This window comes from Bradyrhizobium sp. AUGA SZCCT0158, from assembly GCF_018130065.1.
Lineage (GTDB): Bacteria > Pseudomonadota > Alphaproteobacteria > Rhizobiales > Xanthobacteraceae > Bradyrhizobium.
The window spans coordinates 26,515-52,613 of record NZ_JAFCME010000004.1 but is presented as its reverse complement, the minus strand read 5'-3'; the positions used below and the strand labels follow the sequence as shown (position 1 = coordinate 52,613).

28 protein-coding genes are annotated in these 26,099 nt (G+C 62.4%); 20 read left to right on the top strand and 8 right to left on the bottom strand.

Annotated elements, in window-relative coordinates; genetic code table 11:
• Positions 1 to 49: 49 nt before the first annotated feature.
• The 4 genes from JQ574_RS06970 to JQ574_RS35460 all read left to right on the top strand — a co-directional run bounded on the left by JQ574_RS06970 (position 50) and on the right by JQ574_RS35460 (position 1,252).
• Positions 50 to 235, top strand: a complete 186-nt coding sequence (locus JQ574_RS06970; protein WP_212210874.1) for a hypothetical protein — start codon at positions 50 to 52, stop codon at positions 233 to 235.
• 79 nt (positions 236 to 314) lie between these two features.
• Positions 315 to 542, top strand: coding sequence for a hypothetical protein (locus tag JQ574_RS06965; protein WP_212210873.1), 228 nt, complete (start codon positions 315 to 317; stop codon positions 540 to 542).
• A 237-nt stretch (positions 543 to 779) separates the two neighbouring features.
• Positions 780 to 1,109, top strand: coding sequence for a hypothetical protein (locus tag JQ574_RS06960; RefSeq protein ID WP_249119172.1), 330 nt, complete (start codon positions 780 to 782; stop codon positions 1,107 to 1,109).
• 17 nt (positions 1,110 to 1,126) lie between these two features.
• A complete protein-coding gene (locus JQ574_RS35460) occupies positions 1,127 to 1,252 on the top strand; it encodes a hypothetical protein (RefSeq protein ID WP_283813696.1) in 126 nt (41 codons plus the stop codon).
• Between the two features lie 393 nt (positions 1,253 to 1,645).
• On the opposite strand, the gene JQ574_RS06955 is transcribed toward JQ574_RS35460, so the two are convergent.
• Positions 1,646 to 1,957 (bottom strand): HigA family addiction module antitoxin, encoded by a 312-nt coding sequence (locus JQ574_RS06955; protein ID WP_212210872.1) that lies wholly within the window; start codon positions 1,955 to 1,957, stop codon positions 1,646 to 1,648.
• A gap of 173 nt (positions 1,958 to 2,130) precedes the next feature.
• Between JQ574_RS06955 and JQ574_RS06950 the strand changes: the two genes are divergently transcribed.
• Both JQ574_RS06950 and JQ574_RS06945 read left to right on the top strand, forming a co-directional pair.
• Complete coding sequence (locus JQ574_RS06950; protein ID WP_212210871.1) at positions 2,131 to 2,538, top strand: cytochrome c family protein; 408 nt, start codon at positions 2,131 to 2,133, stop codon at positions 2,536 to 2,538.
• A gap of 199 nt (positions 2,539 to 2,737) precedes the next feature.
• Complete coding sequence (locus JQ574_RS06945; protein ID WP_212210870.1) at positions 2,738 to 3,022, top strand: DUF3551 domain-containing protein; 285 nt, start codon at positions 2,738 to 2,740, stop codon at positions 3,020 to 3,022.
• Positions 3,023 to 3,057: 35 nt separating this feature from the next.
• Here the strand turns inward: JQ574_RS06945 and gor are convergent, their stop codons facing one another.
• The 3 genes from gor to rpiA form a co-directional block, all read right to left on the bottom strand.
• A complete protein-coding gene (gor, locus tag JQ574_RS06940; RefSeq protein ID WP_212210868.1) occupies positions 3,058 to 4,446 on the bottom strand; it encodes a glutathione-disulfide reductase in 1,389 nt (462 codons plus the stop codon).
• Between the two features lie 113 nt (positions 4,447 to 4,559).
• On the bottom strand, positions 4,560 to 5,105 hold the full coding sequence (locus JQ574_RS06935) for a DUF2059 domain-containing protein (protein WP_212210866.1): 546 nt from the start codon (positions 5,103 to 5,105) through the stop codon (positions 4,560 to 4,562).
• Between the two features lie 25 nt (positions 5,106 to 5,130).
• Complete coding sequence (gene rpiA, locus JQ574_RS06930) at positions 5,131 to 5,841, bottom strand: ribose-5-phosphate isomerase RpiA (RefSeq protein WP_212210864.1); 711 nt, start codon at positions 5,839 to 5,841, stop codon at positions 5,131 to 5,133.
• 146 nt (positions 5,842 to 5,987) lie between these two features.
• On the opposite strand from rpiA, the gene JQ574_RS06925 reads away from it, so the two are divergent.
• The 5 genes from JQ574_RS06925 to JQ574_RS06905 all read left to right on the top strand — a co-directional run bounded on the left by JQ574_RS06925 (position 5,988) and on the right by JQ574_RS06905 (position 11,049).
• The gene (locus tag JQ574_RS06925) at positions 5,988 to 6,674 is read left to right on the top strand and encodes an HAD-IA family hydrolase (protein ID WP_212210862.1); all 687 of its coding nucleotides are present in this window, start codon (positions 5,988 to 5,990) and stop codon (positions 6,672 to 6,674) included.
• A 143-nt stretch (positions 6,675 to 6,817) separates the two neighbouring features.
• Positions 6,818 to 7,279: a hypothetical protein gene (locus JQ574_RS06920; RefSeq protein ID WP_212210860.1), complete on the top strand. Its 462-nt coding sequence runs from the start codon at positions 6,818 to 6,820 to the stop codon at positions 7,277 to 7,279.
• Positions 7,280 to 7,502: 223 nt separating this feature from the next.
• Complete coding sequence (moaA, locus tag JQ574_RS06915) at positions 7,503 to 8,534, top strand: GTP 3',8-cyclase MoaA (RefSeq protein WP_212210858.1); 1,032 nt, start codon at positions 7,503 to 7,505, stop codon at positions 8,532 to 8,534.
• 377 nt (positions 8,535 to 8,911) lie between these two features.
• Entirely contained in the window at positions 8,912 to 9,451 is a 540-nt protein-coding gene (locus JQ574_RS06910; RefSeq protein ID WP_212210856.1) for a TRAP transporter small permease subunit, read from the top strand.
• Positions 9,448 to 11,049, top strand: a complete 1,602-nt coding sequence (locus JQ574_RS06905; RefSeq protein WP_212210854.1) for a TRAP transporter large permease subunit — start codon at positions 9,448 to 9,450, stop codon at positions 11,047 to 11,049. The genes JQ574_RS06910 and JQ574_RS06905 overlap by 4 nt, the downstream gene beginning before the upstream one ends.
• 104 nt (positions 11,050 to 11,153) lie before the next feature.
• Here JQ574_RS06905 and JQ574_RS06900 read toward each other — a convergent pair whose 3' ends face one another.
• From JQ574_RS06900 to JQ574_RS06885, 4 genes are all read right to left on the bottom strand, one after another.
• Positions 11,154 to 12,242: a TRAP transporter substrate-binding protein gene (locus tag JQ574_RS06900; RefSeq protein WP_212210849.1), complete on the bottom strand. Its 1,089-nt coding sequence runs from the start codon at positions 12,240 to 12,242 to the stop codon at positions 11,154 to 11,156.
• A gap of 166 nt (positions 12,243 to 12,408) precedes the next feature.
• Positions 12,409 to 13,497: a TRAP transporter substrate-binding protein gene (locus JQ574_RS06895; RefSeq protein ID WP_212210848.1), complete on the bottom strand. Its 1,089-nt coding sequence runs from the start codon at positions 13,495 to 13,497 to the stop codon at positions 12,409 to 12,411.
• Positions 13,498 to 13,683: 186 nt separating this feature from the next.
• Complete coding sequence (locus JQ574_RS06890; protein ID WP_212210847.1) at positions 13,684 to 14,844, bottom strand: Mrp/NBP35 family ATP-binding protein; 1,161 nt, start codon at positions 14,842 to 14,844, stop codon at positions 13,684 to 13,686.
• A 178-nt stretch (positions 14,845 to 15,022) separates the two neighbouring features.
• On the bottom strand, positions 15,023 to 15,460 hold the full coding sequence (locus JQ574_RS06885) for a VOC family protein (protein WP_209836065.1): 438 nt from the start codon (positions 15,458 to 15,460) through the stop codon (positions 15,023 to 15,025).
• Between the two features lie 211 nt (positions 15,461 to 15,671).
• Here JQ574_RS06885 and JQ574_RS06880 point away from each other — a divergent pair, with 211 nt between their 5' ends.
• The 9 genes from JQ574_RS06880 (at position 15,672) to JQ574_RS06840 (ending at position 26,090) form a co-directional block, all read left to right on the top strand.
• A complete protein-coding gene (locus JQ574_RS06880) occupies positions 15,672 to 16,541 on the top strand; it encodes an NAD(P)-dependent oxidoreductase (protein ID WP_212210846.1) in 870 nt (289 codons plus the stop codon).
• Positions 16,542 to 16,767: 226 nt separating this feature from the next.
• Complete coding sequence (locus JQ574_RS06875) at positions 16,768 to 18,372, top strand: HAMP domain-containing sensor histidine kinase (RefSeq protein WP_212210844.1); 1,605 nt, start codon at positions 16,768 to 16,770, stop codon at positions 18,370 to 18,372.
• A 45-nt stretch (positions 18,373 to 18,417) separates the two neighbouring features.
• Positions 18,418 to 18,621 carry a DUF1289 domain-containing protein gene (locus JQ574_RS06870; protein WP_212031756.1) on the top strand — a complete coding sequence of 68 codons (204 nt, stop codon included), beginning with the start codon at positions 18,418 to 18,420 and terminating at the stop codon, positions 18,619 to 18,621.
• Between the two features lie 31 nt (positions 18,622 to 18,652).
• Positions 18,653 to 19,225 carry a TIGR02281 family clan AA aspartic protease gene (locus tag JQ574_RS06865; protein WP_212210842.1) on the top strand — a complete coding sequence of 191 codons (573 nt, stop codon included), beginning with the start codon at positions 18,653 to 18,655 and terminating at the stop codon, positions 19,223 to 19,225.
• A gap of 101 nt (positions 19,226 to 19,326) precedes the next feature.
• Positions 19,327 to 20,055, top strand: a complete 729-nt coding sequence (locus tag JQ574_RS06860; RefSeq protein ID WP_212210840.1) for a DUF72 domain-containing protein — start codon at positions 19,327 to 19,329, stop codon at positions 20,053 to 20,055.
• Positions 20,056 to 20,153: 98 nt separating this feature from the next.
• The gene (locus JQ574_RS06855) at positions 20,154 to 21,680 is read left to right on the top strand and encodes an FAD-dependent oxidoreductase (RefSeq protein ID WP_212383417.1); all 1,527 of its coding nucleotides are present in this window, start codon (positions 20,154 to 20,156) and stop codon (positions 21,678 to 21,680) included.
• A 106-nt stretch (positions 21,681 to 21,786) separates the two neighbouring features.
• Positions 21,787 to 22,296 carry a ferritin-like domain-containing protein gene (locus JQ574_RS06850; RefSeq protein ID WP_212210836.1) on the top strand — a complete coding sequence of 170 codons (510 nt, stop codon included), beginning with the start codon at positions 21,787 to 21,789 and terminating at the stop codon, positions 22,294 to 22,296.
• A 133-nt stretch (positions 22,297 to 22,429) separates the two neighbouring features.
• A complete protein-coding gene (locus JQ574_RS06845) occupies positions 22,430 to 23,194 on the top strand; it encodes an SDR family NAD(P)-dependent oxidoreductase (RefSeq protein ID WP_212210834.1) in 765 nt (254 codons plus the stop codon).
• A gap of 334 nt (positions 23,195 to 23,528) precedes the next feature.
• A complete protein-coding gene (locus tag JQ574_RS06840) occupies positions 23,529 to 26,090 on the top strand; it encodes an autotransporter domain-containing protein (protein ID WP_249119170.1) in 2,562 nt (853 codons plus the stop codon).
• The last annotated feature ends 9 nt before the right edge of the window (positions 26,091 to 26,099 follow it).

Here is a 26,099-nt window from a genome sequence, read left to right as displayed (position 1 = left end):
CTCCATCACCATCGCAAGTGGCTTTTGCCACCAATGAATGGAGACTGACATGACCACCGACAATCGCGAACTCAACGCAATCGAACTCGACGCCGTGAGCGGCGGCATGAAGTGGACGCCCGGTACCAAGAACCCCGACGTGATCGACGCCCGCGGCGGTCAATTGTCGTTCCTCGGATTGACCTTCACCTTCGACATCAACGGCAAGGTCAGCAGCTACGGTCCGAGGCCGTAACCCGGCGCGGGGCGGCGTGGATGCCCCCACGCTGCCGCCGCCTTGAGGAACTGATGTTGCCTTAGGGAGTTTTATTTCCATGACCGAACCATTGCCATTGCTGATGGAAAATTCGATCCAGATCGCCTGGGATTATCTCGAGGGGACCGGCGAACTTGGCGATGCCGAAGTCGCGGCGCGCTTCCTGACGGATGCCGTCGAGACCCTGATCCGGCGTGGCGAAACGCGAAAGCTGATGCTCGCGAACCGGGCGATCGACGCCTACAAGCGATTCAAAGCCGAGCGCCTGTTGTCGCTGGTATCTTGAGCCCACCTGCCGACGTTAGCCCGCATGAGCACCGCGGCATGCGGGGGCCAAGACCCGATGTCGCGTTGCTCATCCAGGCTAATGCTGCCTCTCATTTCTGGTGCTGAGCCGGCGCCCGGCCGGGCATCGTCGTTGCATCAACTATGTCAGCGAAAAATAGACGAAGGTGCACACGCCGCCGCTGGAACCAACGCTTCGATTCAAACTTGAATCTGCGTTCCACGGAGTGCCCAGGCCATGACTGGAATGCCGTTAACCGTGCCCTATGGCGCCGACCAAACGCTCTATCTGGTGATGGACACGTTTGGTCCGAGGGATTTGCAGCTTCAGAATCCGATCGAGCGCCCCGATCTCGATACCGTGATCAACGATCTGATGCTGGCGCGTTTCAACAACCCGGTCGGAATCTACGCCTTCAACACGCTCGAACACTGGACCGCCGACATCTCCAAAAATGTCGCAGAGGAAATCCAGTGTCGCTGTGATATTGAGGGAGCTCCGGTGCCGGCGCATCTCGAAGACTTTGTTGCAAAGAGCCTGAGCGACGTTCGGACCCGGAAGCCCTAGATGGATTGGAAGCACCAATGAATTGGGTTTACTGGAATACGTTCTGGTCGCTGGTCGTAAGCTCGATCTGGTTCATGACCATCGTCTCGCATCCCGACTCCGTGGTCGTGGATCGCCATCCTCCCAAGCCACCTGTCCGGTAGCGCCTAAAATAGGCACTGCCAAAAAAGCAGCAGCTTCGCTCCCCGCGAAATTCCGAACGCGCGTGCCGCGACCGAAACAGCCAAGCGCCGGATGCTTGGGCCAAGGTTCGGCCGGAAGACTGCATGAACGTCCCGAAGGCCTGAATGCGCTCAAGGATTGCAGGCCGTCAACGCTGAAACCTCGGTGCAGGGAAACGCGATGACACCGTAGTGATACGGAAGACAAATCACCCGCAAATCATCTATGCACACATCATGGAAATCGCCCTCACCGTCATGCTCGCCTTCGTCGGCATTGCCTCCTGCGCGATTGTGATGATCAGGATGTGGGGCCCGGAGGCCTTGGCTTTCCGGAAGAGGTCGCGGCAGGATACGAAGTAGCTCGCAGACTAGTCAGGCAACGGCCAGCGTCGGGATGCTCTTGATCTCTTCGCCAAGCTCCCGCTCCGCCTGATCCAAATCGTACCGCCTTTGCAGATTGAGCCAGAGATCGGGACCGTTGCCGCACAGCTTACCAAGCCGCAACGCCATCACCGGAGTAACCGGCTGCTTCTCCTTCAGGAGATCATACAACGTCTGACGCGACACGCCGAGCAGCCTGGCGATCTCTGTCTTGGTCCGGTCGAGAGCGGGCAAAATCTCCTCGCGAAGAAGTTCACCGGGATGCATCGGCGGCAAACCACGCTTCGGAAGCTTCTTGGTCATGGCTTCGACCTCAGATCGTAGGCCGGGTTTTAGCCGAAGGCGTAACCCGCCGCATAGTAATCGATGAACGGCGGATTACGCCTTCGGCTCAATCCGCCCTACAGCTTACGGGAACCAGGGGAAACCTTCGCTGCCTCGCGCGTTTGTTTGGCAGGGAATACGGAGGACGGCCGATGCGAACCCTTGTTCGAGCCTTGGCCCTGAGCGGGATGGCGTGCCTGACGTTGTCTTCGTCAGCCGCATCGCAAACGCCGGCGCAAGGCGCGGATGCTGCCGCCGGCCAACAGGCGTTCAACAATGCGTGCCGGACCTGCCACACCGTCAAGGAGGGCGATAACCGGCAAGGCCCAAATCTGCACAAAATTATCGGGCGGAAGGCAGGGTCGCTGCCGGACTACGGCTATTCCAGCGCCATGAAGGAGGCGGGCTTCGCCTGGGACGCCGACAAGCTCGAGCGTTTCATGGCTAACGCCGATGCGGTCGTGCCCGGCAACACCATGAAGCCGTATGGCGGTCTCGCATCGGCGGAGGAGCGGGCGAAGATCATTGCTTACTTGCAGTCGGGCGCGGCCGGTCAATGACAGGCGGTGGGGGTCGGCCCGCGTCATGGCCGCCCAAGGTGGTCGAACTCACCGGCTATGCCGGGGCCGCATGTCCGGGTGTCGTTGCCGCTGGTGCGCGTGTGAACCTTTCCCGAGTACATTGACTTGGATCAATATCTCCTGCGGTCCAGGTGCACCGGTGTTGTGCCGACGCTGGTCCGACTTCGAGGAAGGTCCGATGCGCACTTTGGCTTTGACGATCTTGACGATGAGTGTCGCCCTCACAGGCGGGCAAGCCCGGGCTCAGGCATATGGCCCAAGTTTTTACGGTCCCCAGGCTTATGAGAACGTTCGGAATAGCTACTGCCTGCAAGGGCGCGTATGGGGCTATCCGGGCAATTGCCAATTCTCGAGCTACGCCCAGTGCATGGCCACCGCTAACGGTACCGACGCCTTTTGCGGGATCAATCCCCACTACGCTTTCGCACTCCAGCGGCGCGGCGACAATCGACCGCGATACTGAGCGCATCTCCTGCGCCCATCCAGGCTACGCGCGCCCTACTCCGCCGCCGCTTCCCGCACATAGCGCGCCGTCGGCGTCCGCATCGTCACCAGTTCTTCCGCCGCGGTCGGATGCAGCGCGATGGTGGCATCGAAATCGGCCTTGGTCGCTTTCATCTTCACGGCGATGCCGACGGCCTGCGTGATCTCGGCGGCGGCTTCGCCGACGATGTGGCAGCCGAGCACGCGGTCGCTCGTGCCGTCGACCACGAGCTTCATCAGGACGCGGGTGTCGCGGCCGGACATCGTCGCCTTGATGGGCCGGAAATCGGTCTTGTAGATATCGACGTGGCTGAACTGCGCGCGGGCTTCGGCTTCGGTGAGGCCCACGGTGCCGACTTCGGGCTGCGAGAACACCGCGGTCGGGATGGTGGCGTGATCGACCTGCACCGGGCGCTTGCCGAACACGGTGTCGGCGAAGGCATGGCCCTCGCGGATCGCCACCGGCGTCAGATTGGTGCGGTGGGTGACGTCGCCGATGGCGTAGATGTTCGGCGTCGACGTTTTCGACCAGGCGTCGACGGCGATGCCGCCGTTCTTCGGATTGATCGCGACATCAGCGGTCTCCAGCCCGAGATTGGCGACGTTGGGATGGCGGCCGATCGCGAACATCACCTGGTCGGAGGCGATGCTCGACCCGCTCGACAGATGCGTGGTGAATTCCTTGCCGTGCTTGTCGACCTTGCTGATGGTGCAGCCGGTGATGATGTTGATGCCCTGCTTCTCCATCTCCGCGCGCACATGCTTGCGCACGTCCTCGTCGAAACCGCGAAGGATGTTGTCGCCGCGATAGATCACGGTGACATCGGCGCCGTAGCCTTTGAAGATGCCGGCGAATTCGAGCGCGATATAGCCGCCGCCCTGGATCACGATACGCTCAGGCAGTTCGGTGAGGTGGAACGCTTCGTCCGACGAGATCACGTGCTCGATGCCGGGAATTTCCGCGCCATGGTTGGGCCGGCCGCCGGTCGCGATCAGAATGGTTTGCGCGGTGATTTTCTTGCCGTCGGACAGACGCAGCGTGTGGGCGTCTTCCAGCACCGCACGGGCCTTCACCACCTGCGCGCCGGATTTCTCGACATTGGTCGTGTAGATGCCCTCGAGCCGGGCGATCTCCTTGTCCTTGTTGGCGACCAGCGTCTTCCAGTCGAAGGAGATTTCGGGGATGGTCCAGCCGAAGCCCGCGGCGTCCTCGATCTCGTGACGGACGTGCGAGCCGATCACGAACAGTTTTTTCGGCACGCAGCCGCGGATCACGCAGGTGCCGCCCATCCGGTATTCTTCGGCGACCATCACCTTGGCGCCGTAGCCGGCCGCGATGCGCGCGGCGCGGACGCCGCCCGAACCGCCACCGATGACAAACAGATCGACGTCGTATTCAGCCATGTCTACTTTCCGCCAGTGGCGAGTAGTGAATGGCGAATGGTAAGCCGACCTTGCCGCTCGCCTCCATTCGCTACTCGCTATTCCGCCAGCTTCGCCATTCGCCCTCTACCAGCTCAGATTTCCTTGCCGCGCTTCCTCATCTCGGTGCGGAACTGGCCGTTGATCACCTCGGCAAAGGACTGCGCCCAATCGTTCATATAGGCCATGCTGCCCGAGATCGCCCTCGGTTCGTTCAGGATCAGTTTCTGGCCGAGCGGCGATTTGTAGAACGTCGCCAGGTCCTTCAATTCCTGCTCGGTGAATTCGTTGGCGTAGATCTGCGCCATGCCGTCGCCGATTTCCTTTTCGCGGCCGGCCAGACTCTTGGCGACGATCACGGCGACCTCGTTGAGGTCTTTCTGGTAGTTGAGGTTGGCCCCGAGCAGCACGTTCTTGGTCTTCTCGACGAGACCCGGAACGGCGTTGGCGTACATCGCGCTCGCGTTCTTCATGGTCAGGATTTCCTTGGCCGCGGCGATCGCGGCGGGCGACGCCGGCTTGCCGGGTACAGCCACGGTGGCCGCAGGAGCGTTTTTCTGCTGCGCCATGGCCGGCGCTCCGATCAGCGCCAGCGCCACCGCGAGACCCGCAGCCGACAAACTTCCCGAAAAACTCTTCATTCCAATTCTCCTCAAAGATTCGGCGCTATCGCCGCTCAACTACGCGAATTCCCTGTGCGCCGGCCAGCACGGCCGTGCGCGCCAAGCCAATGAACAGACCGTGTTCGACGACGCCCGGGATCACGCTCAACAAGCCTGCCAGTCGCGGCGCATCCGGTATTTCCCCGAGATGGGCATCCACAATCCAGTGGCCGCCATCGGTGACAAAAACGTGGCCGTCCTTGGTCTTCCGGACCTCCATTTGCCCGGAAACGCCGCTTTGCGCAAATGCCCCACATTCTAGAAAGGCTTGCACGATCGCCCGCTGCGTCGCCGCAAGCCCGAACGGGATCACCTCGATCGGCAGGGGGAAGCGGCCGAGAACATCGACCCATTTGCTGTCGTCGGCGATCACGATCATGCGATCGGAGGCCGCCGCCACGATCTTCTCCCGCAGCAGCGCACCGCCGCCGCCCTTGATGAGATTGAGCGCGCCGTCGCACTCGTCGGCGCCGTCGACGGTGAGATCGAGGTGGTCGATCTCGTCGAGCGTGGTCAGCGGCACGCCGCAGGCCTGCGCCTGTGCGCGGGTCGCCTCGGAGGTCGGCACGCCGATCACGCGCATGCCCTTCGCGACTTTCTCGCCGAGCAGTTCGACAAAGTGTTTGGCGGTCGAGCCGGTGCCGAGCCCGAGCTTCATGCCGTCCTGTACATGCTCCAGCGCGCGCGCCGCCGCCTGCCGTTTCAATGCGTCCATGTCCACGTGGATATGCCCTTTAAGATCCGCCGGTCTGGCGGCGCATATCTAGCGTCGTTTGGCGGGCAGGAATAGCGCAAACGAGGGCTAAATCGGCCCTATCGACCCACTTGCATCATCACGCCCGGGCCGGTAGCGAATGGCAAATGACAGCTCCCCGCATGCTCGTATTCGATCTCGACGGCACGCTCGTCGAAACCGCGCCCGACCTGATTGGCGCGCTCAACTTCGTGCTGGACCGCGAAGGCCTGGCGCCTGTTCCACTCGCGAAGGCGCGCAACATGATCGGCGCCGGCGCGCGCAAGCTGATCGAGCGCGGCCTCGAGCTTGAGGACCGCTCCGTGAGCGTGGATGAGCTCAACCGGCTGACCAAGGATTTCGTCGCCTATTATGCCGAACATATCGCCGATGAATCGCGCCCCTTCGAGGGGCTCGAAGCGGCGCTGGATGAACTGGAAGGGCAAGGCTTTCGCTTTGCGGTCTGCACCAACAAGCTGGAATGGCTGTCAAAACTGCTGCTCGACAAGCTCGACCTCAGCAAGCGGTTTGCCGCGATCTGCGGCGCGGACACGTTTGGCGTCTCAAAGCCCGATCCGGTGATCCTGCAGCAGACGCTGGCCCGGGCCGGCGCGCAGCTCGCCGGCGCCATCATGGTCGGCGATGCCGGTCCCGACGTCGGCGTGGCCCGGCGCGCAGGCATTCCCGTGATCGGGGTCGAATTCGGCTACACCGACGTGCCGATCGCCGAGCTGAAGCCGGACCGGCTGATCGGCCATTTTCGCGAGCTGCCGGCGGCGGTGAACAGCCTGATTGGCGCCACTTCATCCACGTAACGTATTGATTTATATACAGTATATTGATCGTTCCGTCCCGACATTAACCATCCTTTAGCGAATCTGCACGGCGTGGTTGCGGCCCTGTTCTCACGCTCCTATGGTCCGGCTCGGGGATTGTGGCTGATCGCCGCAGGTGAGTGATGATCATAAGTCGTGTGTTCGCGATTGCCGTCGCCGGAGCTTCTCTGGCCGGCTGTTCCACCTTTTCCATGGATTCCTTCAAGCCGACGCCGCCGCCGATCCAGGTCCAGCTGGAATCGGTGCCACCAGGGGCGGATGCCACCACCTCGGTCGGACCGGGCTGCAAGACCCCCTGCTCGGTTGCGGTCGCCGCCCCCGACGCCGGCTTCACCGTCACCTTCGCGATGCCTAGGTTCCAGCCGGTCACGGTTCCCGTCCAGGTGATCCGCGACCCCGGCGACTTCACGACGCCTGCCTCCGTCACGGTCGATCCCAATCCCGTGGTCGCCGAACTGAAGCCCGCTGGGCCGCCGCCGCGCAAAATGCGGCCGAAGAAGAAGCCGAAGCCTGCAGCAGCTGCGCCCGCCGCCGCCTCGCCGTTCCCGAGCCCCGCCGCGCCGGCGACGCAGCCGGCCCGCTGATCGGCACCGCACCCGAAAGCTGTGGATTGTAGCCGTCCTGCTTCGTGCCTATATCCCGGCCCTGATCGAATCAGAACCGTGATATAAGCCTTTCGTTTTAACGCGCTTTCTTCACGCCAACCGGTATCCACTTCGCTCAAAAGCGCTATAGGATGATGGGTGACAGGCGTTGCGGCGGTTCCGCCGCACGCGGCGCGCAGGCAGGGTTTGCAAGGCAGTTTGGATGAGCGGATTGTCGACTTCTCCCGATCAGCTGTTCTCTCCGATGACCGATCCGTTCGGGCGGACCATCCGTTATCTGCGGGTCTCCGTCACCGATCGCTGCGACCTGCGCTGCTTCTATTGCATGTCCGAGGACATGACGTTCCTGCCGAAAGCCGATCTGCTGACGCTGGAAGAACTCGACCGGCTGTGCTCGGCCTTCGTCGCCAAGGGCGTGCGCAAAATCCGCCTCACCGGCGGTGAGCCGCTGGTCCGGCGCAACGTGATGTCGCTGGTGCGCTCGCTGTCGCGGCATCTTTCGAGCGGCGCGCTCGATGAGTTGACGCTGACCACCAATGGCTCGCAGCTGGCGCGCTTTGCCGGCGAGTTGCGCGACGCCGGCGTGCGCCGGATCAACGTCTCGCTGGACACGCTCGATCCCGCCAAGTTCCGCGCCATCACGCGCTGGGGCGACATCGACAAGGTGCTGGCCGGCATTGAAGCTGCGCGCGCGGCGGGCCTTGCGGTGAAGATCAACGCGGTGGCGCTGAAGAACATGAACGAGGAGGAGATCCCCTCGCTGATGCAATGGGCGCACGACAAGGGCATGGCGCTGACGCTGATCGAAGTGATGCCGATGGGCGACATCGGAGAAGGCCGGATCGATCAATACGTGCCGCTGTCGTTGTTGCGCGCGCGTCTCGCCCAGCACTACACGCTAACCGACCTCGACGACGACACCGGCGGCCCTGCCCGCTATGTCCGCGTCAGCGAGACCGGCGGCAAGCTCGGCTTCATCACGCCGATGACCCATAATTTCTGCGAGTCCTGTAACCGGGTACGGATCACCTGCACCGGCACGCTGCACACCTGCCTCGGTCACGAGGATGCCTCCGATTTGCGCAAACCCTTGCGGGCATCTGCCGACAACGACCTGCTCTCCGCCGCGATCGATCGCGCCATCGGCCTGAAGCCGAAGGGCCACGACTTCATCATCGACCGCCGCTATAACCGCCCCAGCGTCAGCCGCCACATGAGCGTTACCGGCGGTTGAAATTTCAGCGTGTATTTTCGCCGTCCCGCGCAACCAAGCGCGTCCTCCCCACGCAACTGAAAGCCCGCGTCAATTTGTCCATTTTCCGATTGACGCCGCCACAACGCACTGAAATGGTGCGCCTGCTTTACGCCAGCACGGCCGGATGGGCCGCTGCTCCCTCATGGAGCAGCCAAGACGGCGAAAGCGTGCGAACGGGGGAGGACTATCGTTGCAATCGCTCCAGCGAATGAGCTGCGAACCTGCGCGTTTTTCGCGCCGGAACGAAGCTGCGCGTTTGCCGCGCGGCAGCGGCTGTGCGCGCCTGACGCGGGGTGGCGACGCAATATCAATGAAGAAATCCGGCGCATGTCGATGACGTGCCCGAGGAGAACGTAATGCGTCCATTGTTGGCAATCAGTAACGGCATCGACTGGATCAACGAGCAACTGGGCGGCATCTGCAACTGGCTCGTGCTCGCCGCCTGCCTGGTCAGCGCCGCCAACGCGATGATCCGCTACGCGTTCGGCTACAGCTCCAACAGCTGGCTCGAATTGCAGTGGTACATGTTCGCCGTCTTCGTGATGTTCGGCGCCTCCTATACCTTCAAGAAGAACGAGCATGTTCGCGTCGAACTTCTCTATCTCATGCTGTCCGAACGCGGACAGCTCTGGCTCGACATGATCGGAACGCTGTTTTTCCTGATCCCGTCCTGCCTGCTGCTGGCCTACCTGTCGTGGCCATTCTTCATGCAATCCTACGCCGTCAGCGAGATTTCGAGCAACGCCGGCGGCCTGGTGCGGTGGCCGATCAAGGCCGTCGTTCCCGTGGGCTTCGTTTTTCTCGCTCTGCAAGGTGTCTCCGAAGTGATCAAGCGTATCGCGGCGTTGAAGGGCTATGTGATGATCGACGCCAAATACGAGAGGCCAGTGCAATGATTACGCTGGAAATGATGCCGCCGCTGATGTTCGGCGGCTTGATTCTGGCCATGCTGATCGGCTTCCCGGTGGCCTTCACGCTGGCCGCGCTCGGGCTGTCGTTCGGATTCCTGTCGATCTATCTCGGCTTCTTCGACATGAACTTCCTGCAGGCCATTCCGGGCCGCATCTTCGGCAGCGTGCTCTCCAACGAATTGCTGCTGGCGATCCCCTTCTTCACCTTCATGGGCTCGATCCTGGAACGGTGCGGGCTTGCGGAAGACATGCTGGACTCGATGGGGCAGCTGTTCGGACCGGTCCGCGGCGGCCTCGGCTATTCCGTCATCATCGTCGGCTTCATCCTCGGCGCGATCACCGGCACGGTGGCGGCGCAGGTCATCGCCATGGCGCTGATCTCGATGCCGGTGATGATGCGCTACGGCTACAACATTCGCTACATCACCGGCGTGCTCGCCGCGTCCGGCACGATCACCCAATTGGTGCCGCCCTCGCTGGTGCTGATCGTGATGGCCGACCAGCTCGGCAAGTCGGTCGGCGACATGTATCTCGGCGCCTGGGGGCCATCCATCCTCCAGATCGCCCTGTTCGCCGGCTATACGTTCATGCTCGGCCTCATCAAACCGGATCACGTCCCTCCGGTTCCGAGAGACGCGCTCACGCTGACGGGCTGGCCGCTCTGGAAGAAATGCCTGATGGGCATCATTCCGTCAGCCGTTCTGATCTTCGTGGTGCTGGGTACCATGATGCTCGGCCTCGCAACGCCGACCGAAGCCGGCGCGATGGGCGCCGTCGGCGCCATCGTCCTCGCCGCGATCCACCACAAGGATCTGAGCAGCAAGGGGCAAAAGATGCTCCTGCTCGGCATCGCCGCCACCGGTGTCGCCGTGATCGTCGGCATCCTGCTCGGTGAAGGCAAGATGTTGAAGCTCACCTTCGCGGTGGTCTATCTCGCCGTCGTCTGGCTTTGCCTCGAAGCCGTCCGCATCCCGGACCTGCGCGGCCTGATCAAGCAAGGCTACGAGTCGACGATGCGCCTCTCCACCATGGTGGTGTTCATCCTGATCGGCTCGACCTGCTTCTCGGTGGTGTTCCTCGGCGTCTCCGGCGGCGTCTGGCTCGAGCATCATCTGACCTCGATCCCCGGCGGCGTCTGGGGTTTCCTGATCTTCATCAATGTCTTCATCTTCTTCCTGGCGTTCTTCCTCGACTTCTTCGAGATCGCCTTCATCATCCTGCCGATGGTCGCGCCGATTGCGCAGAAGGTGCTGGCGCCGGTCGTGGGACCGGACGCGGCGCTGATCTGGTTCGGTGTCATGCTCTGCGTCAACATGCAGACCTCGTTCCTGCATCCGCCGTTCGGCTTTGCGCTGTTCTATCTGCGTGGCGTCGCGCCGAAGGAAGTGAAGAGCTCCGACATCTATTGGGGCGCCCTGCCCTGGATCGGCCTGCAGGCGATCATGGTGGCGCTCGTGGTCGCTTTCCCGACCATAGTGACCGTGTTCCTCGACAAGCCGCTCGACGTCGATCTCAGCAAGGTCAGGATCGAGGTGCCGCAGATCGAACTGCCACCGCTGGATTTCGGGCAACCGAAACAATAGCGGGCGCGATTCCCGCCAAGAATCCTCCAAGATTCCTGTAACGAAAAACCCCGGAGCTTTCGCTCCGGGGTTTTTGTTTGTTGAAGTTGCTGCTTGCTTGACGATCAGCCCTGCGGGTTGCGCGCCATGAAGCTGTCGTAACCGAGCTCCGCGACCTGGAACCATTGGTATCCGTTGCTCGTGAAACCGTTCAGCGAGTCCAGAACCTTCTTGAAGTTCGGATTGGTCGCCGACGTCTCGGCATAGATTTCCTTGGTCGCCTTCAGGCAGGCCTGCATGATCGGCGGCGAGAAGCTATGCAGCTTGGTGCCACCGGCGAGCAATTTTTTCAGCGACGGCGGATTGAGCTGGTCGTACTTCGCCATCATCCAGCTGTTGGCGGACTGCCCTGCCAGCTCGAGAACGGTTTGATAGTATTTCGGCAGCGAGTTCCACTTGTCGAGATTGACGATGCCGAGCAGCATCGGACCGCCTTCCCACCAACCGGGATAGTAATAATGCGGCGCGACCTTGTTGAAGCCGAGCTTCTCATCGTCGTAAGGGCCGACCCATTCCGCCGCGTCGATCGTACCTTTTTCGAGCGCAGGATAAATGTCGCCGCCGGCCAGCTGCTGCGGCACGACGCCCAGTTTCTGCATGACGCGGCCGGCGAAGCCGCCGATGCGCATCTTCAGTCCCTTCAGGTCGTCGACGGTGTTGATCTCCTTGCGGAACCAGCCGCCCATCTGGCAACCGGTATTGCCGGCCAGAAACGACGTGACGTTATAGCTCTTGTAGAATTCGTTGAGCAGCTCCCTGCCGCCGCCCTGCATGTACCAGGCCTGGTTGAGGCGCTGGTTGGGTCCGAACGGCACCGCCGTGCCGAAAGCAAACGTCGGGTCCTTGCCGAAGTAATAGTAGGACGCGGTATGTCCCATCTCGACGGTACCGTTTTGCACGGCATCGAGGACTTGCAGGCCCGGAACGATTTCACCGCCGGCAAAGGTCTGGAGCTGGAATTTGTTGTCGGTGGCTTCGGCGACCTGCTTGGCCATCACCTCGACCCCGCCCCACAGCGTGTCGAGCGATTTCGGCCAGCTCGCCGTCAGCCGCCATTTGATTTCCGGCATCGATTGCGCGATCGCCGGCGCCGCCAGAGTTGCGGCACCCGCGGCGCCAATACCTGTGACCTTGAGAAAATCTCTTCTTTTCATGGAATCCTACCCTTGTGGTTGTGTGTCCGAGAGCCTTCTTGCCGAGGCTTTCGAGCGCACCATGGAACATCCGGTTCCCGATTTCCATCCCGAACTGCAAGGCGTAACGCAAAAAGCCCGGCCTCCTCGCGGAGACCGGGCTCGCTTGTGCGACTTAGGAATTAGATCAGCCGCGCGTGCGCGAACGGATCATGAAGCTGTCGAAGGTGTATTCGGCGACCTGCCACCACAGATACTGGTCGGAGCGGTAGGCCTGCATCGAATCGATGGTCTTCTTGAAGTCGGCATTCTTGGCCGACAGTTCGGTCCACAGCTCGTTGGTCGCCTTCAGGCAGGCTTCCAACACTTCGTTGGTGAAGGGACGAAGCTGGGTGCCGCCGGCAACCAGGCGCTTCAGGGCTGCCGGATTGAGCATGTCATAGCGTTCGTTCATCCAGGCGTTGGCGTGCGCCGAAGCGTTGGTGAGGATCGCCTGGTAGTTCTTCGGCAGCGAATTCCACTTCTCCAGATTGGTGAAGGCGTGGACCATCGGGCCGCCTTCCCAGAAGCCGGGGTAATAGTAGAACTTTGCGACCTTCTGGAAGCCGAGCTTTTCGTCGTCATACGGACCGACCCACTCGGCGGCGTCGATGGTGCCCTTTTCCAGCGCCGGGTAGATGTCGCCGCCGGCGATCTGCTGCGGCACGACGCCGACCTTCTGCAACACCTGACCGGCGATGCCGCCGATGCGGAATTTGAGACCCGACATATCGGCGACCGTCTTGATCTCCTTGCGGAACCAGCCACCCATCTGCGTGCCGGTGTTGCCGCAGGGGAAGCCGATCACGCCGAACTTCTTGAAGAACTCGTTGCCGAGTTCGCCGCCACCGCCCTGCGACCACCAGGAGTTCTGCTGGCGCGCGTTCAGGCCGAACGGAACCGACGCAAAGATCGCAAAGGTCGGGTCCTTGCCGACGTAATAATAGGAGACGGTGTGGCACATCTCGACCGTGCCGTTGGAGGTGGCGTCGAGCGCCTGCAGACCGGGAACGACCTCGCCCGCGGCGAAGACCTGGATCTGGAATTTGTTGTCGGTCATTTCGGCGACGTATTTCGACAGCTGGTCGGCACCGCCGTAAATCGTGTCGAGCGACTTCGGGAAACTCGACGTCAAGCGCCATTTGATTTCAGGCGAGGATTGCGCGATCGCCGGCGAGGCAACGGCGGTCGCGGCAGCACCGGCCGCTGAAACTTTCAAAAAATCACGACGCTTCATTCAGGCATCTCCTTAAAGTCGGGGGCGTTTCCCAATTTCCGCGAGCGATCCTCCGGCGGGGCGAATTCCACGTCATCCGGGGCGCTCTGGCGGGGGCGCTTTAACATGGAAGTTGGCTAACGAAAACGCGACAAAGGCATGACTGCACTGATTAAACGAAAGTCTCAGGGAAGCAGAATAAGGCCCTCAGGCGGCTGCATTTGCGCCCTGAAGCTGGTCGCGGACCTTGGTACCGATCTCGCGGTAGATCGCGGCGTGCGGACCATCCGGCTCGCTCGCCACCACCGGGTTACCGGAGTCCGAGGTGGTGCGAATCGACATGTGCAGCGGGACCTCGCCCAGAAACGGCACACCCAGCCGCTCGGCCTCGTGCCGCGCCCCGCCATGACCGAAAATGTCCGACCGGGTGCCGCAATGCGGGCACTGGAAATAGCTCATGTTCTCGACGATGCCGAGCACGGGCACGTTGACCTTCTTGAACATGGCAAGGCCGCGCCGCGCGTCGATCAGGGAGAGATCCTGCGGGGTCGAGATGATGACCGCCCCCTTCAGCGGCACGTTCTGCGCCAGCGTCAGCTGCGCGTCGCCGGTGCCGGGCGGCATGTCGACCACGAGAATGTCGAGCGTGCCCCATGCCACGTCGCGCAGCATCTGGGTGATCGCCGACATCACCATCGGTCCGCGCCAGATCATCGCGGTTTCTTCCTCGACCAGGAAGCCGATCGACATGATGGCAAGACCGAAGCGTTCGATCGGAATCATCTTGCGGTCGTCGTTCAGTTTCGGCTTCTCGTGAATGCCGGTCAGCCGCGGCACCGAGGGGCCGTAAATATCAGCGTCGAGCAGGCCGACGCGCAGGCCGAGATCGCGCAAGCCCAGCGCGAGATTGAGCGCCGTCGTCGACTTGCCGACGCCGCCCTTGCCGGAGGCCACCGCAATCACGGCGGCGACGCCAGGAATTTCTGCTTGCCTGGACATCGGCGACGCCGGGCTTTGCGGCGGCTTATGCGCCGACACCGGCTGCACGCCGTGCGCATGGCGATGCGGCTGAGGTGGCGGCGGCGGCGCCGCGCCGGGTGACGGCGAAGGCGCCGCACCGGGCTTGCGCTCGGCGGTCAGCGCGATCATCGCCACGCTGACGCCGGGAATGGCGCGAACCGCGGCTTCCGCCTGCGCCCGCACGCTTTCCCACGCGCGCGCCTCCGCGGCGTCGACGTTGATGGAGAAGAACACTTTGCCGTCAGTGGCGGTGATCGCCGACAGCACATTGGCATTGGTCAAGGCGACGCCGCGCGGCGAAGCCACCTTGGCCAATGCATCGAGAACCTGTTGCTGCGTTACGCTCACGGCACGTCTCCTGGAGCCTAGAGCCTTTTCCGTTCCGATAAAATCGGAACGGGGCTCTAGATTCTCGATTTGACGCGTTTTCTTGACGCGAACCGGTGTCCACTTCGCTGGAAAACGCTCTAGTCGGTTCCGATTGCATCAGAACCGGGGCCCTCTTAGAGCGTTGCAGCCCAAAAGGCTACCTTGCTCCGACGTCGTCCCGGCGCTCGGCCGGGGCCACGACCCCGCCCTCCTTGGCGGCCTCGTAGTTCAATTCGACCATGACGCCGTTGGGATCGGTGACGAAGATCTGCCAAAGATCGCCGCCGGGAACCTGGCGCGAGTCGAACTCCGTCCCCTTGGATTTGAGCCGCTGCTGCATGCCGGCAAAGCCCGTGCTGGCGAAGGCGACGTGATGGACCACGCCGGAGTCAGGCTTTTGGGGCTCATCGGTCTTGGAAATATCGACCAGATGCACCACCGCCTTGCCCTCCGAGTACATCCACGCGCCGGGGAAGGCGAAGTTCGGCCGGGCGCCCTTTTCCAGGCCCAGGATATCCTCGTAAAAACGGACCGTGTCGGCGAGATTCCGGGTCCGGATGTTGAAATGATCGAGCACGCCCACGCTGACGCCCATGCGATCTCACTCCCTTTTTTGTGAGTTGTTTGAACCGTCCGACATTAGCACGAAACCGGCCTTTTCAGCCAAACGAAGGCGTTGCCCTCCATGACGCAGAGGTTATGGTGCGGCCACCCGCCTCAGGGTTCCGCCCGGCCCTTCCCAGCTTCGGTCGAAGTCCGGCCCCCCAAAGATCAAGCCCGCAAGGGCAAACGATAAGGTAGCACACATGGCTAAAGTCGCTTTTCTCGGTCTCGGCGTGATGGGTTTCCCGATGGCGGGCCATCTGGTGAAAAAAGGCGGCCACCAGGTCACCGTTTACAACCGGACCGGAGCCAAGGCGAAGGAATGGGCGGACAAGTTCGGCGGCCGCACCGCGCCGACGCCAAAGGCCGCAGCCGAAGGCCAGGACTTCGTGATGTGCTGCGTCGGCAATGACAATGATTTGCGCGCCGTCACGATCGGCGCTGACGGCGCCTTTGCCGGCATGGCGAAGGGCGCGACCTTCGTCGACCACACCACCGCGTCAGCCGAAGTCGCCCGCGAGCTCGATGCCGCCGCCACCAAAGCGGGCTTCAAATTCATCGATGCGCCGGTGTCCGGCGGCCAGGCCGGCGCCGAAGATGGCGTCCTGACCGTGATGTGCGGCGGCGCCGCGGACGCCTATGCCGGCGCCGAGCCCGTGATCGCGGCCTATGCGCGGATGTGCAAGCTGCTGGGACCCGCCGGTTCCGGTCAGTTAACAAAGATGGTCAACCAGATCTGTATTGCGGGGCTGGTTCAGGGCCTCTCCGAAGGCATTCATTTTGCGAAAAAATCCGGCCTCGACGTCCAGGCCGTGATCGAGACCATCTCCAAGGGCGCCGCGCAGTCCTGGCAGATGGAGAACCGCTACAAGACCATGAACGACGGCAAGTTCGATTTCGGCTTTGCAGTCGAATGGATGCGCAAGGACCTGTCGATCTGCATCGCCGAATCCCGCCGCAACGGCGCCAATCTGCCGGTCACAGCGCTGGTCGATCAGTTCTATTCCGAAGTCGAAAAAATGGGCGGCAAGCGCTGGGACACGTCGAGCCTGCTGGCAAGGCTGCAGCGCTGAGCGAGACATTTGCAGCCTTCGTCATGCCCGGGCTAGCCGTTCGAAGAACGGCGTCGCTTCCGCTCGCCTGTGCCCGGGCAAGCCCGGCCATGACGATGGGAAGAGTTAATTTAACCTCGCGTTAACGGGATTCTTTAGCTCTTTAAGTCATCGCTTAAGGATTTGGCCTCACAGATAGACAATACAAAAAGCCCGCGCGGTTCGCGGGCAGGGTTTGTGTTGTTTAATGAGTAATCCCGCAGAAAAGCCCGAGGTTGTCCAGCTTCCGGCGGACCCGCCTGTCGCCCCGCCGGTCAACACCCGGCGCGCCGCGGCGCAGCGGGTGCGCGAGGCGCGCGACCGGTTAACGTCGACCAGCGGAACCCGCCCGGCTTTCGACACCGAACTGCTCCGGCAATATGCCCAGACCCGGATGTCGGCCTCCTATGTCGTCATGCTGCTGGTGGTTGCGACCGGTGTGCTGTTCGGCTTCTGGATGCACGTGATAGCGGCCATGGCCTGGACCTTCGGCATGCTGTGCATCCATGCCGTCATCATCCGCAATTGCCGCAGGTTTCTGGCGGTGCAGCCCTCGCTCGCCGCCACGCGCAAATGGCGCACGCGATTTGTGCTGCTCGACCTGCTCTACGGGCTGTGCTGGACCGCGATCCTGATCCACCCCGCCGGCCTCGACGTCGTGTCCAACACGATGATGATGTTCCTGATGCTGCTGGTGATCGCGGTGTCGAGCATGCTGGCGGCCAGCCTGCCGATCGCGGCGCTGGCGGCCACCGCGCCGGTGACGGCCGCGATCGCGCTGAATTTCGTGCTGGGCGGCACCTTCGACACTTACGCGCTCGCCATGCTGGCGCTGGCCGCCGAAGGCTATTTCGCCCTGCTCGCCCATCGCCTGCACTCGACAACGCTGGCGACGCTGGAGGCGCGCGCCGAAAAGGATGCGCTGATCGGCGAGCTCGAGCAGGCCAAGGCGATCTCCGACGAGGCGCGGCATCGCGCCGAATCCGCCAACGTCGCCAAGTCGCGCTTTCTCGCGCAGATGAGCCACGAACTGCGCACGCCGCTGAACGCGATCCTCGGATTCTCCGAGGTGATGAAGAGCGAAATTTTCGGCGCGCACACCGTGCCGGTCTACAAGGAATATTCCGCCGACATCCACAATTCCGGCGTCCACCTGCTCAATCTCATCAACGAGATCCTCGACCTGTCGCGGATCGAGGCCGGCCGCTATGAACTCAACGAGGAAGCGGTGTCGCTGGTGCATGTCGTCGCCGACTGCCACCATCTTTTGAAACTGCGCGCCACCAGCCGCGGCATCACCATCCACGAAGTGTTCGAACAGGGCATGCCGCGGATCTGGGGCGATGAGCGCGCCACTCGCCAGATCGTGCTCAATCTGCTGTCGAATTCGATCAAGTTCACCCCGCAAGGCGGCGATATCTGGCTGAAGGTCGGCTGGACCGCGTCCGGCGGCCAGTATCTGAGCGTGAAAGACACCGGCTCCGGCATTGCCGAGGACGAAATCCCGATCGTGTTGGCATCGTTCGGCCAGGGCTCCAACTCGATCAAGTCGGCCGAACAGGGCGCAGGGCTCGGACTGCCGATCGCCAAAAGCCTGATCGACATGCATGGCGGCACCTTCACGCTGAAATCGAAGCTGCGGATCGGCACCGAAGTCATCGTCACCTTCCCGCCGGAGCGCGTGATGTCGGCGCTGGCGCCGATGGCCGAAGAGGCCCCGCCCCTGCAGCCGGAGCCCGTCATCATTGCGACCGCGGATGAGAAACGCCGGGCGCGCCACAAACCGATCATGAGCGCCGGAACTGGACTGTAACTGGAGCGCTTGCGCAAACCACCGAAAGCATTTCACACTCCCTGAATGAGCAAAGAAACGCCGTGTATCGCTGTCTGCATGATGGACCCCAAAACCAAACTCTGCTTCGGCTGCGGACGAACGCTGCCGGAAATCGCGCAATGGCACCGCATGGACAGCGCGGAGCGGCTCGCCGTGATGGCGGGATTGCCGGCGCGCATGGCAGAGGCCGGTCTGGCGCAGATCGCGGAGCGTCCGACGTCCAGCTGATCGATCGCAGGACCGCCCACGGAGGCGCGCGATGAGCCGCATCCTGCTCGTCCTGATCATGCTCGCCGCCACCGCCGGCGCCGTCGTTGCTTACGGCGACCCCGAACAGATCGCACGCGCCAGCGATTCCGTCTCGCAGATGCTGCGGCGGCACAGCCTGCAGCCGGCGCCCGCGGTGCAGATCGCGCGCGGCCAGGCCGGCGAATTCGCGCTGCATGCCAAGATCAACGGCGTCAAGGCGCCGATGGTGATCGACACCGGCGCGACTTCGGTGGTGCTGACCTGGGAAACCGCGAAGGCGATCGGGCTGCCGCTGGAGATGCTCGAATACAATGTCGACGTCGAAACCGTGGGCGGGCACACCAAGGCGGCGCGGCTGACGCTCGATCGTCTCGCGGTCGGTCATCTCGTCGAGAAATCGGTCCCGGCGCTGGTGGTGCAGCGCGGGCAGATGAAAACCAACCTGCTCGGCATGAGCTTTCTGGATCGCTTGGAAAGCTGGGGCGTCAAGGCCGACCAGCTGATGCTGCACGGCTATCCCGACGTGACGGGCAGCGTCAGCCCCCCGCGCCGCCCCCGGCGCGACCGCGCAGCCGGCAACTAGCGCGATAGCATCGCGCAGGGCGCTGCGCCGGTGCGATCGTTCCCGGCCGAGATTTCCGCTCCGATAGGAACCAGCTGCACCCCAGCCGCATTGAAATCGCAATGGCGCGGGTTTGGATCGGCACCTCTGGTTGGCACTACGATTCCTGGCGCGGCCGCTTCTTTCCCGAGCGGCTGCCGCTCAAGAACCAGCTTCAATATTACGCCAGCCAGTTTCCGACCACCGAACTGAACGGCGTGTTCTATCGAACGCCGACGCCGGAGGCCGTCAAAAGCTGGCGCGCCCAAACCGGCAAGGATTTCGTGTTTGCGTGGAAGGCGTCGAAATTCATCACCCACTGGAAGCGTCTGTCCGACAACTCCGCCAACAGCCTTGAACTGCTGGAGAACCGCCTCTCGCTGCTTGGCGGGAAGGCTGGTCCGGTTCTGTTCCAACTGCCTCCGCAATTTCACGCCGACGCCGAAAGGCTGGCGTCCTTTTTCGGGTTGCTGTCGGACAAACGCCGCTACAGTTTCGAGTTCCGTCACCCAAGCTGGTACGTTCCGAAGGTATTCCGCCTGATGTCCGACCGGAATATCTCACTCTGCATTTCGGATCATCATGATGCGCCGGCGCCGTGGAAACGAACGGCCGACTTCGTCTACATCAGAGGCCATGGGCCAGGCGGACGCTACAAGGGGCACTATTCCCCCAAGATGCTGGCCGATTGGAAGCGGCGTATCCGATCCTGGAAAAAGCAGGGTTGCGATGTCTACGTTTATTTCGATAACGACCAGAAGAGCGCGGCCCCCGCAGACGCCCTCAAGTTGCGTCTGCTGCTCGATCGATGAACCGCGGCTGAGGGGCATACCTGGTTAGGAACAATTCGGTTCGCGCGGATTTGATTCCCGGTAACCAAATCTATTTGCTGAGGGATATCGAGCATTCAATGACGAGCTCCTTCGACAAGCGGTCTCGTTCCCTGTGGATGGACGTCGAGGTCGCGCCAAACGCCCGCCCGTTCGAGGGCGCCCGATCCTGCGATACGATCGTGATCGGCGCGGGTATCGCCGGAATTTCGACCGCTTACGAACTTGCCATCCAGGGTCAGAAGGTCATCGTGGTCGACCGCGGCTCGATCGCGGGAGGCATCACCGCCCGAACCACCGCACACCTCGCCCCGCTGTGCGACGACCTGACGTCAGAAATGATCAGGCTGCGCGGCGAAGAAATTTCGCGCGCTTTCTACGAAAGCCAGGCCGCTGCCGTCGACCGGATCGAAGAGATCCAGAAGACAGAAAATATCACGTGCGATTTCCGCCGGCTGGACGGCTTCCTGTTTCAGGCCCCGAACACGGACTCAGCCATCATCGATGATGAGATGGATGCCGTTCGCAAGGTCGGTGCGCCGGTGCACCGCCTTGTAGGTGTCGAGGCGCTGGCGCATTGCGAGCAACAGCACGTGTTGCGCTATCCACGACAGGCCACCTTCCATCCCTTGAAGTATCTTCAGGGGTTGGTCAGCGCCATCGAGGCGAGAGGCGGCTTGCTGTATGCCGGCACTATCGTTCACGCGGTGGAGGAAAGTGGCGGTGACACCGTCGTCGTCACGGCTGACCGAGGCAATATCACGGCAGCGGCGGCGGTTGTCGCCACCAATTCGCCGATCAACAATACCGTCGCGCTGCACACCAAGATGGCGCCGTATCGCACCTACGCGATGGCCATGCGGATCAAGCGGGGCGCCCTGCCCGACGCATTGTACTGGGACACGCTCGATCCCTATCACTATGTGAGACTGCAGCCGGGCGATGGCCAGACTGACTACGTCATCGTGGGCGGCGCCGACCACAAGAGTGGCGAAGCCGACGACGCCGATGCCCGCTTCCAGGCACTGGAGGCCTGGGCGCGGAATCTGATGCCGGCTCTTGGCGAAGTCAGCCACCGGTGGTCCGGCCAGGTGCTCGACACCATCGATTATGCCGCCTTCATTGGCCGCAATCCCGGCCAGCAGCGCATCTACGTTCACACCGGCGATTCCGGACAGGGCATGACCCATGGCGTCGTCGGCAGCCTGATCAATTCATCCCTGATCCTGGGCAGGGAGGCGAAGTGGGTCGATGTGTATGAGCCGTCGCGCAAGACGCCATCGGCAATCGGAAATTTCCTGCGCGAGAACACAACGGTGGTGAAGAATATCGCCGAGTATCTGGCGCCCGGCGAATTGTCGTCGCTCGACGATCTGAAGCCCGGCCACGGCGCCATCGTCCGGCAAGGCCTTTCGAAGATAGCGGCCTATCGCGACGATCATGGCCAACTATACAAGCGTTCGGCCGCCTGCACGCATGTCGGTTGTCATTTGCACTGGAATTCGTTCGAGCGGTGCTGGGACTGTCCCTGCCACGGCTCTCACTTCGCCGCCGACGGCACGCCGCTGAATGCGCCGGCGGTCTCAGGCCTCGCGCAAGTCGACTAGGCCAACGCGTCAATTCGTCCAAACCAGAGGATCGTAGGAACCAGCATGCACTCTGCCCGTTGATTGAAGAGCCCGTTCTGGGTGTATTTTTTTGACGGAGGATACCGTGGGACTGTTTTCAAAAGAGATCAAAACAATGGACGATATGCTGCTGCATGGGTTGCAGGATATCTACTACGCCGAGCAGCAGATTACCAAGGCGTTGCCGAAGATGGTCGAGCGAAGCACCAACCGCGACCTGAAGCAGGGACTGAAGAATCATCTCGAGGAAACCAACAAGCAGATCGAACGGCTGGATCAGGTCTTCAAGAAGCTCGGCAAGACACCTTCCGGCGCCGACTGCCCGGCGATCGACGGCCTGATCAAGGAAGCCGAGGCAACCGCCGGCGAGATCGACGACAAATCCGTGCTTGATGCAGCCATCATCGCAAATGCACAGGCAGTCGAGCACTACGAGATTTCGCGCTATGGCACCCTGATCGCCTGGGCGGAAGAACTCGGGCACGACGACATCGTGCGCTTCCTCACCACCAACCTTAACGAAGAAAAGGCGGCCAACACCAAACTGAACACCGTCGCGCTTCGCAAAGGCGTCAACCGGACGGCGGCGGGTTGATCCGGTCACCTCGTTTACAGACTGCGCCTAGGCCCATGGAAGGGTCCTGCTCGAAAAACCGCAGCATGGCCCTTCCCGAGTTACCTCGATTGCACCTACCAGCGTTGACGGTACTCTAAGACGAGAGGTCAACATGCAGCGTTTCCAAGGAAAAGTAGTGATCGTGACCGGCGCAGCGTCCGGCATCGGGGAGGCAACGGCACGCCGCTTCTCCGACGAGGGCGCCTGTGTTGCGCTGGTCGATCGCAACGAGATTCCACTGGCGAATGTCGCAGCCGATTTGCCCAAGGAATTGACCATTGCGCATGTCGCCGACGTTTCGGAAAGCGCGGCGACGCAGGCCATGGTCGAAACCGTCGTGAAGCGCTTTGGACGATTGGATGTCATGGTCAATAACGCCGGGATCTTCGAGGGCGGCGATCCCGCCGAAATCACCGATGCGCAGTGGCGCAAGGTCATGGCGACCGACCTCGACGGCGTCTTTTACGGGTGTCGTGCGGCGCTACCGCATCTTGAGAAGACCAAAGGATCAATCGTCAACACCGTCTCGGTGTCCGGGCTGGGAGGCGACTGGGGGATGAGTCCATACAATGCCGCCAAGGGCGCTGTCGTCAATCTGACACGCGCACTGGCGCTGGATCTCGGTCGCAAGGGTGTCCGCATCAATGCGGTTTGCCCCAGTCTGACCCGCACGGGCATGACCTCGGACATGATGGATGACGAGAAGCTGCTGACAAAGTTTGCGGAGCGAATTCCGCTGGGACGGGTCTGCGAGCCTGATGAGATAGCAGCTGTCATCGCGTTTCTGGCAAGCGACGATGCAAGCTTTATGACCGGCGCGAACGTAACGGTGGACGGCGGCGTTTCCGCCTCCAACGGCCAGCCGCCGCAACAGTAAGGTGAACTCCTGAAGTCCAGCATTCGATGCCAAGTCCGACCGAAAAGGATTAGGGCACCGGGCGGCTCGGCCGTGTGAGTCTGCGAGCGCGGGCTAGCGGGGGTTGAATCCATGCAAAATGCAACGCGCCGGCGCCGGAATCCAGCCATTGAGGGATATTCGAAGGTTTTTCCGTTGCGGAAACGCCACAGGCGCCCACCATTTTACGCGTTATTGCCTGCTGAATACATTGCCCAACCTAGCCACTCGCCCCTCGCTTAAGTAGAAAGATCAAAGTGACGGTTGTCAGGGCGCGTTCTGGAGCGCCCGGCCGTACGAGTTGCGAGCAATGGGAATGGCAAGAGAATTTCGATCGGGCACGGGCTCGGCAACCAAGTCAGCCAACGGCAACAACGTCACCCCGGGTTCACAACGCCGCCGCCTTCAAATCTCTGCCGCGATTGCAGTTCTGACCTGCCTCGCGGCGCCGGCGAAAGCCCAGGACGCTACCTGGCTCGCCGCGCCCGGCTCGAACGACTTCAACACCAATACGAACTGGAATCCCGGCACAGTCCCGACGGGTGTCGCGTTCTTTGGTGCATCCAACATTACAGGCCTGACCCTCTCGGCCAATACCACCATCGGCGGGTGGACATTCAATGCGGGTGCGCCCGCCTACACGTTCACGAATACGCAGACATTGACCTTCAATGCCGCCGGCATCGTCAACGGCAGCGCGGCCACGATTACCAACAACGCCGGGGCGTTTGTTCGCTTTGGCAATTCCAGTACGGCCGGAACCGCCACGTTCGTCAACAACGGCGAAATGCGTTTCTTCGACAGCAGCAGCGGCGGCAACGCCAGTTTCATCAACAATAATCTTCTCAATTTCCAAACCCAGAGCAGCGCCGGCAACGCCGTCATCACCAATAATGGCCTGCTCGAGTTCGTAGTCAGGGCCACCGGCGGAAATGCCGCCGTCACCAACAGTGCCCTGGCGGTGGTCGATTTCGCCCACAGTCTTGGTCCGGCGAATGATGGTGCGCTCACGATCGGCTCGCTGGCCGGCGGCGGCAATTTCTATCTCGGCGCCCGCCGGGTCACGGTCGGGGGCAACAATCTCAGCACGACGGTGACCGGCGTCATCAGCGACTGCGGCGCCAGCGGCGTGGCCTGCGGCGACCCCGGCGCAACAGGCGGGCAACTGATAAAGACCGGAACGGGCACGCTGAATTTGGCGGGCAACAACATTTACACCGGCAATACGACCGTCGACGCCGGCACGCTGCTGGTGAATGGTTCGATCGCCTCGTCGGCCCTGACCACGGTAAATGCCGGCGCCACGCTCGGCGGCACCGGCACGGTCGGCAACCTCACGATCGCGGGCGGCACGCTGGCGCCCGGCAATTCGATCGGCACCCTCTCGGTGCAAGGCAGCCTGGTTTTCACCGCAGCGGCGACGTACCTTATCGAAATCTCACCGACGAATTCGGACCTCACCAACGTCACCGGCAGCGCGACGCTCGGCGGCGCGACCGTTTCCGCTATCTACGCCAATGGCGCTTATGTGGCGCGGCGCTACACGATCGTGAACGCGGCCGGCGGCGTCAACGGCACCTTCGGCTCGGTGGTCAACACCAACCTGCCGGCCGGCTTCGTGAGCTCGCTGAGCTATGACGCCCAAAATGCCTATCTGGATCTCAATCTGACGTTCTCGCCCGGGTTCGCCAGCGGCCTGAACGGCAACCAGACTGCTGTCGCCAACGCGCTCATCAACTCGTTCAATACCACCGGCGGCATTCCGCTGGTGTTCGGTGCGCTGACGCCTGCAGGCCTAACCCAGGTATCGGGCGAAGCCGCTACCGGCACGCAGCAGACCACGTTCGACGCGATGGACAAGTTCATCAACGTAATGACCGATCTCTTCACGGGGACGCGCTCGGGCGGCGCGCCGCCGGCCGGCGCAACCGGTTATGCCGACGAGAACGAGGCGCTGGCTTATGCCGCGCGCAAAGGCCGCAACGCGGGCGAGCGGGAGGCCTATGCCAAGATGGCGATGAAGGCGCGGCCGCTGGCGTTCGAACGGCGCTGGAGCGTCTGGGGCGCAGGCTATGGCGGCACGCAATCGACCGACGGCAACGCCGCCGTCGGTTCGAACTCCTACACCTCGCGCATCTATGGCGGCGCGGCCGGTCTGGACTATCGAATTGCGCCAAGCACGCTGGTCGGCTTTTCGCTCGGCGGCGCCGGCACCAAGTACGACCTCGTGAACGGCCTCGGCGGCGGCCGGTCGGAGATGTTCCAGGCCGGCGTCTACGGCCGGCACGATATCGGCGCGGCCTACCTCGCCGGCGCCCTCGCCTATGGCTGGCAGGACGTCACGACCGATCGCATCGCGCTGCTGAACAGCTACCGCGCCAAATTCGACGCCAACGCGCTCTCGGGCCGGCTCGAAGGCGGCTACCGCTACGCGTTCGGCGCCAGCGGGCTGACGCCCTACGCCGCGGGCCAGTTCACCACGCTGTGGTTGCCCAACTATACCGAACAGGTTGTCGCCGGCGTCAACACGTTCGCCTTGTCCTACGCCGAGCGGAACGTTACCGCCCCGCGCACCGAGCTCGGACTTCGCGCGGACACCTCCTTCGCGGCCACCGATGCCGTGGTCACGCTGCGCGGCCGCGCCGCCTGGGCCCACAACTTCAACACCGACCGCAGCGTCAGCGCGATCTTCCAGACGCTGCCCGCCTCTGCCTTCGTCGTCAACGGCGCCGCGCAGGCCAGGAACAGTGCACTCGTGGGCGCGTCCGCCGAAGCGAAATGGCTGAACGGCTTCTCGGTGGCGGCAAGCTTCGAGGGCGAGTTCTCGGACGTCACCGACAGCTACGCCGGCAAGGGCATCGTCCGCTATCAGTGGTAAGGCGGCGGC

Bases quoted from the DNA above. Each gene is read 5' to 3' on its own strand.
- JQ574_RS06970 (WP_212210874.1), top strand. From the start codon at position 50: ATGACCACCGACAATCGCGAACTCAACGCAATCGAACTCGACGCCGTG.
- JQ574_RS06965 (WP_212210873.1), top strand. From the start codon at position 315: ATGACCGAACCATTGCCATTGCTGATGGAAAATTCGATCCAGATCGCC.
- JQ574_RS06960 (WP_249119172.1), top strand. From the start codon at position 780: ATGACTGGAATGCCGTTAACCGTGCCCTATGGCGCCGACCAAACGCTC.
- JQ574_RS35460 (WP_283813696.1), top strand. From the start codon at position 1,127: ATGAATTGGGTTTACTGGAATACGTTCTGGTCGCTGGTCGTAAGCTCG.
- JQ574_RS06955 (WP_212210872.1), bottom strand. From the start codon at position 1,957: ATGACCAAGAAGCTTCCGAAGCGTGGTTTGCCGCCGATGCATCCCGGT.
- JQ574_RS06950 (WP_212210871.1), top strand. From the start codon at position 2,131: ATGCGAACCCTTGTTCGAGCCTTGGCCCTGAGCGGGATGGCGTGCCTG.
- JQ574_RS06945 (WP_212210870.1), top strand. From the start codon at position 2,738: ATGCGCACTTTGGCTTTGACGATCTTGACGATGAGTGTCGCCCTCACA.
- gor (WP_212210868.1), bottom strand. From the start codon at position 4,446: ATGGCTGAATACGACGTCGATCTGTTTGTCATCGGTGGCGGTTCGGGC.
- JQ574_RS06935 (WP_212210866.1), bottom strand. From the start codon at position 5,105: ATGAAGAGTTTTTCGGGAAGTTTGTCGGCTGCGGGTCTCGCGGTGGCG.
- rpiA (WP_212210864.1), bottom strand. From the start codon at position 5,841: ATGGACGCATTGAAACGGCAGGCGGCGGCGCGCGCGCTGGAGCATGTA.
- JQ574_RS06925 (WP_212210862.1), top strand. From the start codon at position 5,988: ATGACAGCTCCCCGCATGCTCGTATTCGATCTCGACGGCACGCTCGTC.
- JQ574_RS06920 (WP_212210860.1), top strand. From the start codon at position 6,818: ATGATCATAAGTCGTGTGTTCGCGATTGCCGTCGCCGGAGCTTCTCTG.
- moaA (WP_212210858.1), top strand. From the start codon at position 7,503: ATGAGCGGATTGTCGACTTCTCCCGATCAGCTGTTCTCTCCGATGACC.
- JQ574_RS06910 (WP_212210856.1), top strand. From the start codon at position 8,912: ATGCGTCCATTGTTGGCAATCAGTAACGGCATCGACTGGATCAACGAG.
- JQ574_RS06905 (WP_212210854.1), top strand. From the start codon at position 9,448: ATGATTACGCTGGAAATGATGCCGCCGCTGATGTTCGGCGGCTTGATT.
- JQ574_RS06900 (WP_212210849.1), bottom strand. From the start codon at position 12,242: ATGAAAAGAAGAGATTTTCTCAAGGTCACAGGTATTGGCGCCGCGGGT.
- JQ574_RS06895 (WP_212210848.1), bottom strand. From the start codon at position 13,497: ATGAAGCGTCGTGATTTTTTGAAAGTTTCAGCGGCCGGTGCTGCCGCG.
- JQ574_RS06885 (WP_209836065.1), bottom strand. From the start codon at position 15,460: ATGGGCGTCAGCGTGGGCGTGCTCGATCATTTCAACATCCGGACCCGG.
- JQ574_RS06880 (WP_212210846.1), top strand. From the start codon at position 15,672: ATGGCTAAAGTCGCTTTTCTCGGTCTCGGCGTGATGGGTTTCCCGATG.
- JQ574_RS06875 (WP_212210844.1), top strand. From the start codon at position 16,768: ATGAGTAATCCCGCAGAAAAGCCCGAGGTTGTCCAGCTTCCGGCGGAC.
- JQ574_RS06870 (WP_212031756.1), top strand. From the start codon at position 18,418: ATGAGCAAAGAAACGCCGTGTATCGCTGTCTGCATGATGGACCCCAAA.
- JQ574_RS06865 (WP_212210842.1), top strand. From the start codon at position 18,653: ATGAGCCGCATCCTGCTCGTCCTGATCATGCTCGCCGCCACCGCCGGC.
- JQ574_RS06860 (WP_212210840.1), top strand. From the start codon at position 19,327: ATGGCGCGGGTTTGGATCGGCACCTCTGGTTGGCACTACGATTCCTGG.
- JQ574_RS06855 (WP_212383417.1), top strand. From the start codon at position 20,154: ATGACGAGCTCCTTCGACAAGCGGTCTCGTTCCCTGTGGATGGACGTC.
- JQ574_RS06845 (WP_212210834.1), top strand. From the start codon at position 22,430: ATGCAGCGTTTCCAAGGAAAAGTAGTGATCGTGACCGGCGCAGCGTCC.
- JQ574_RS06840 (WP_249119170.1), top strand. From the start codon at position 23,529: ATGGCAAGAGAATTTCGATCGGGCACGGGCTCGGCAACCAAGTCAGCC.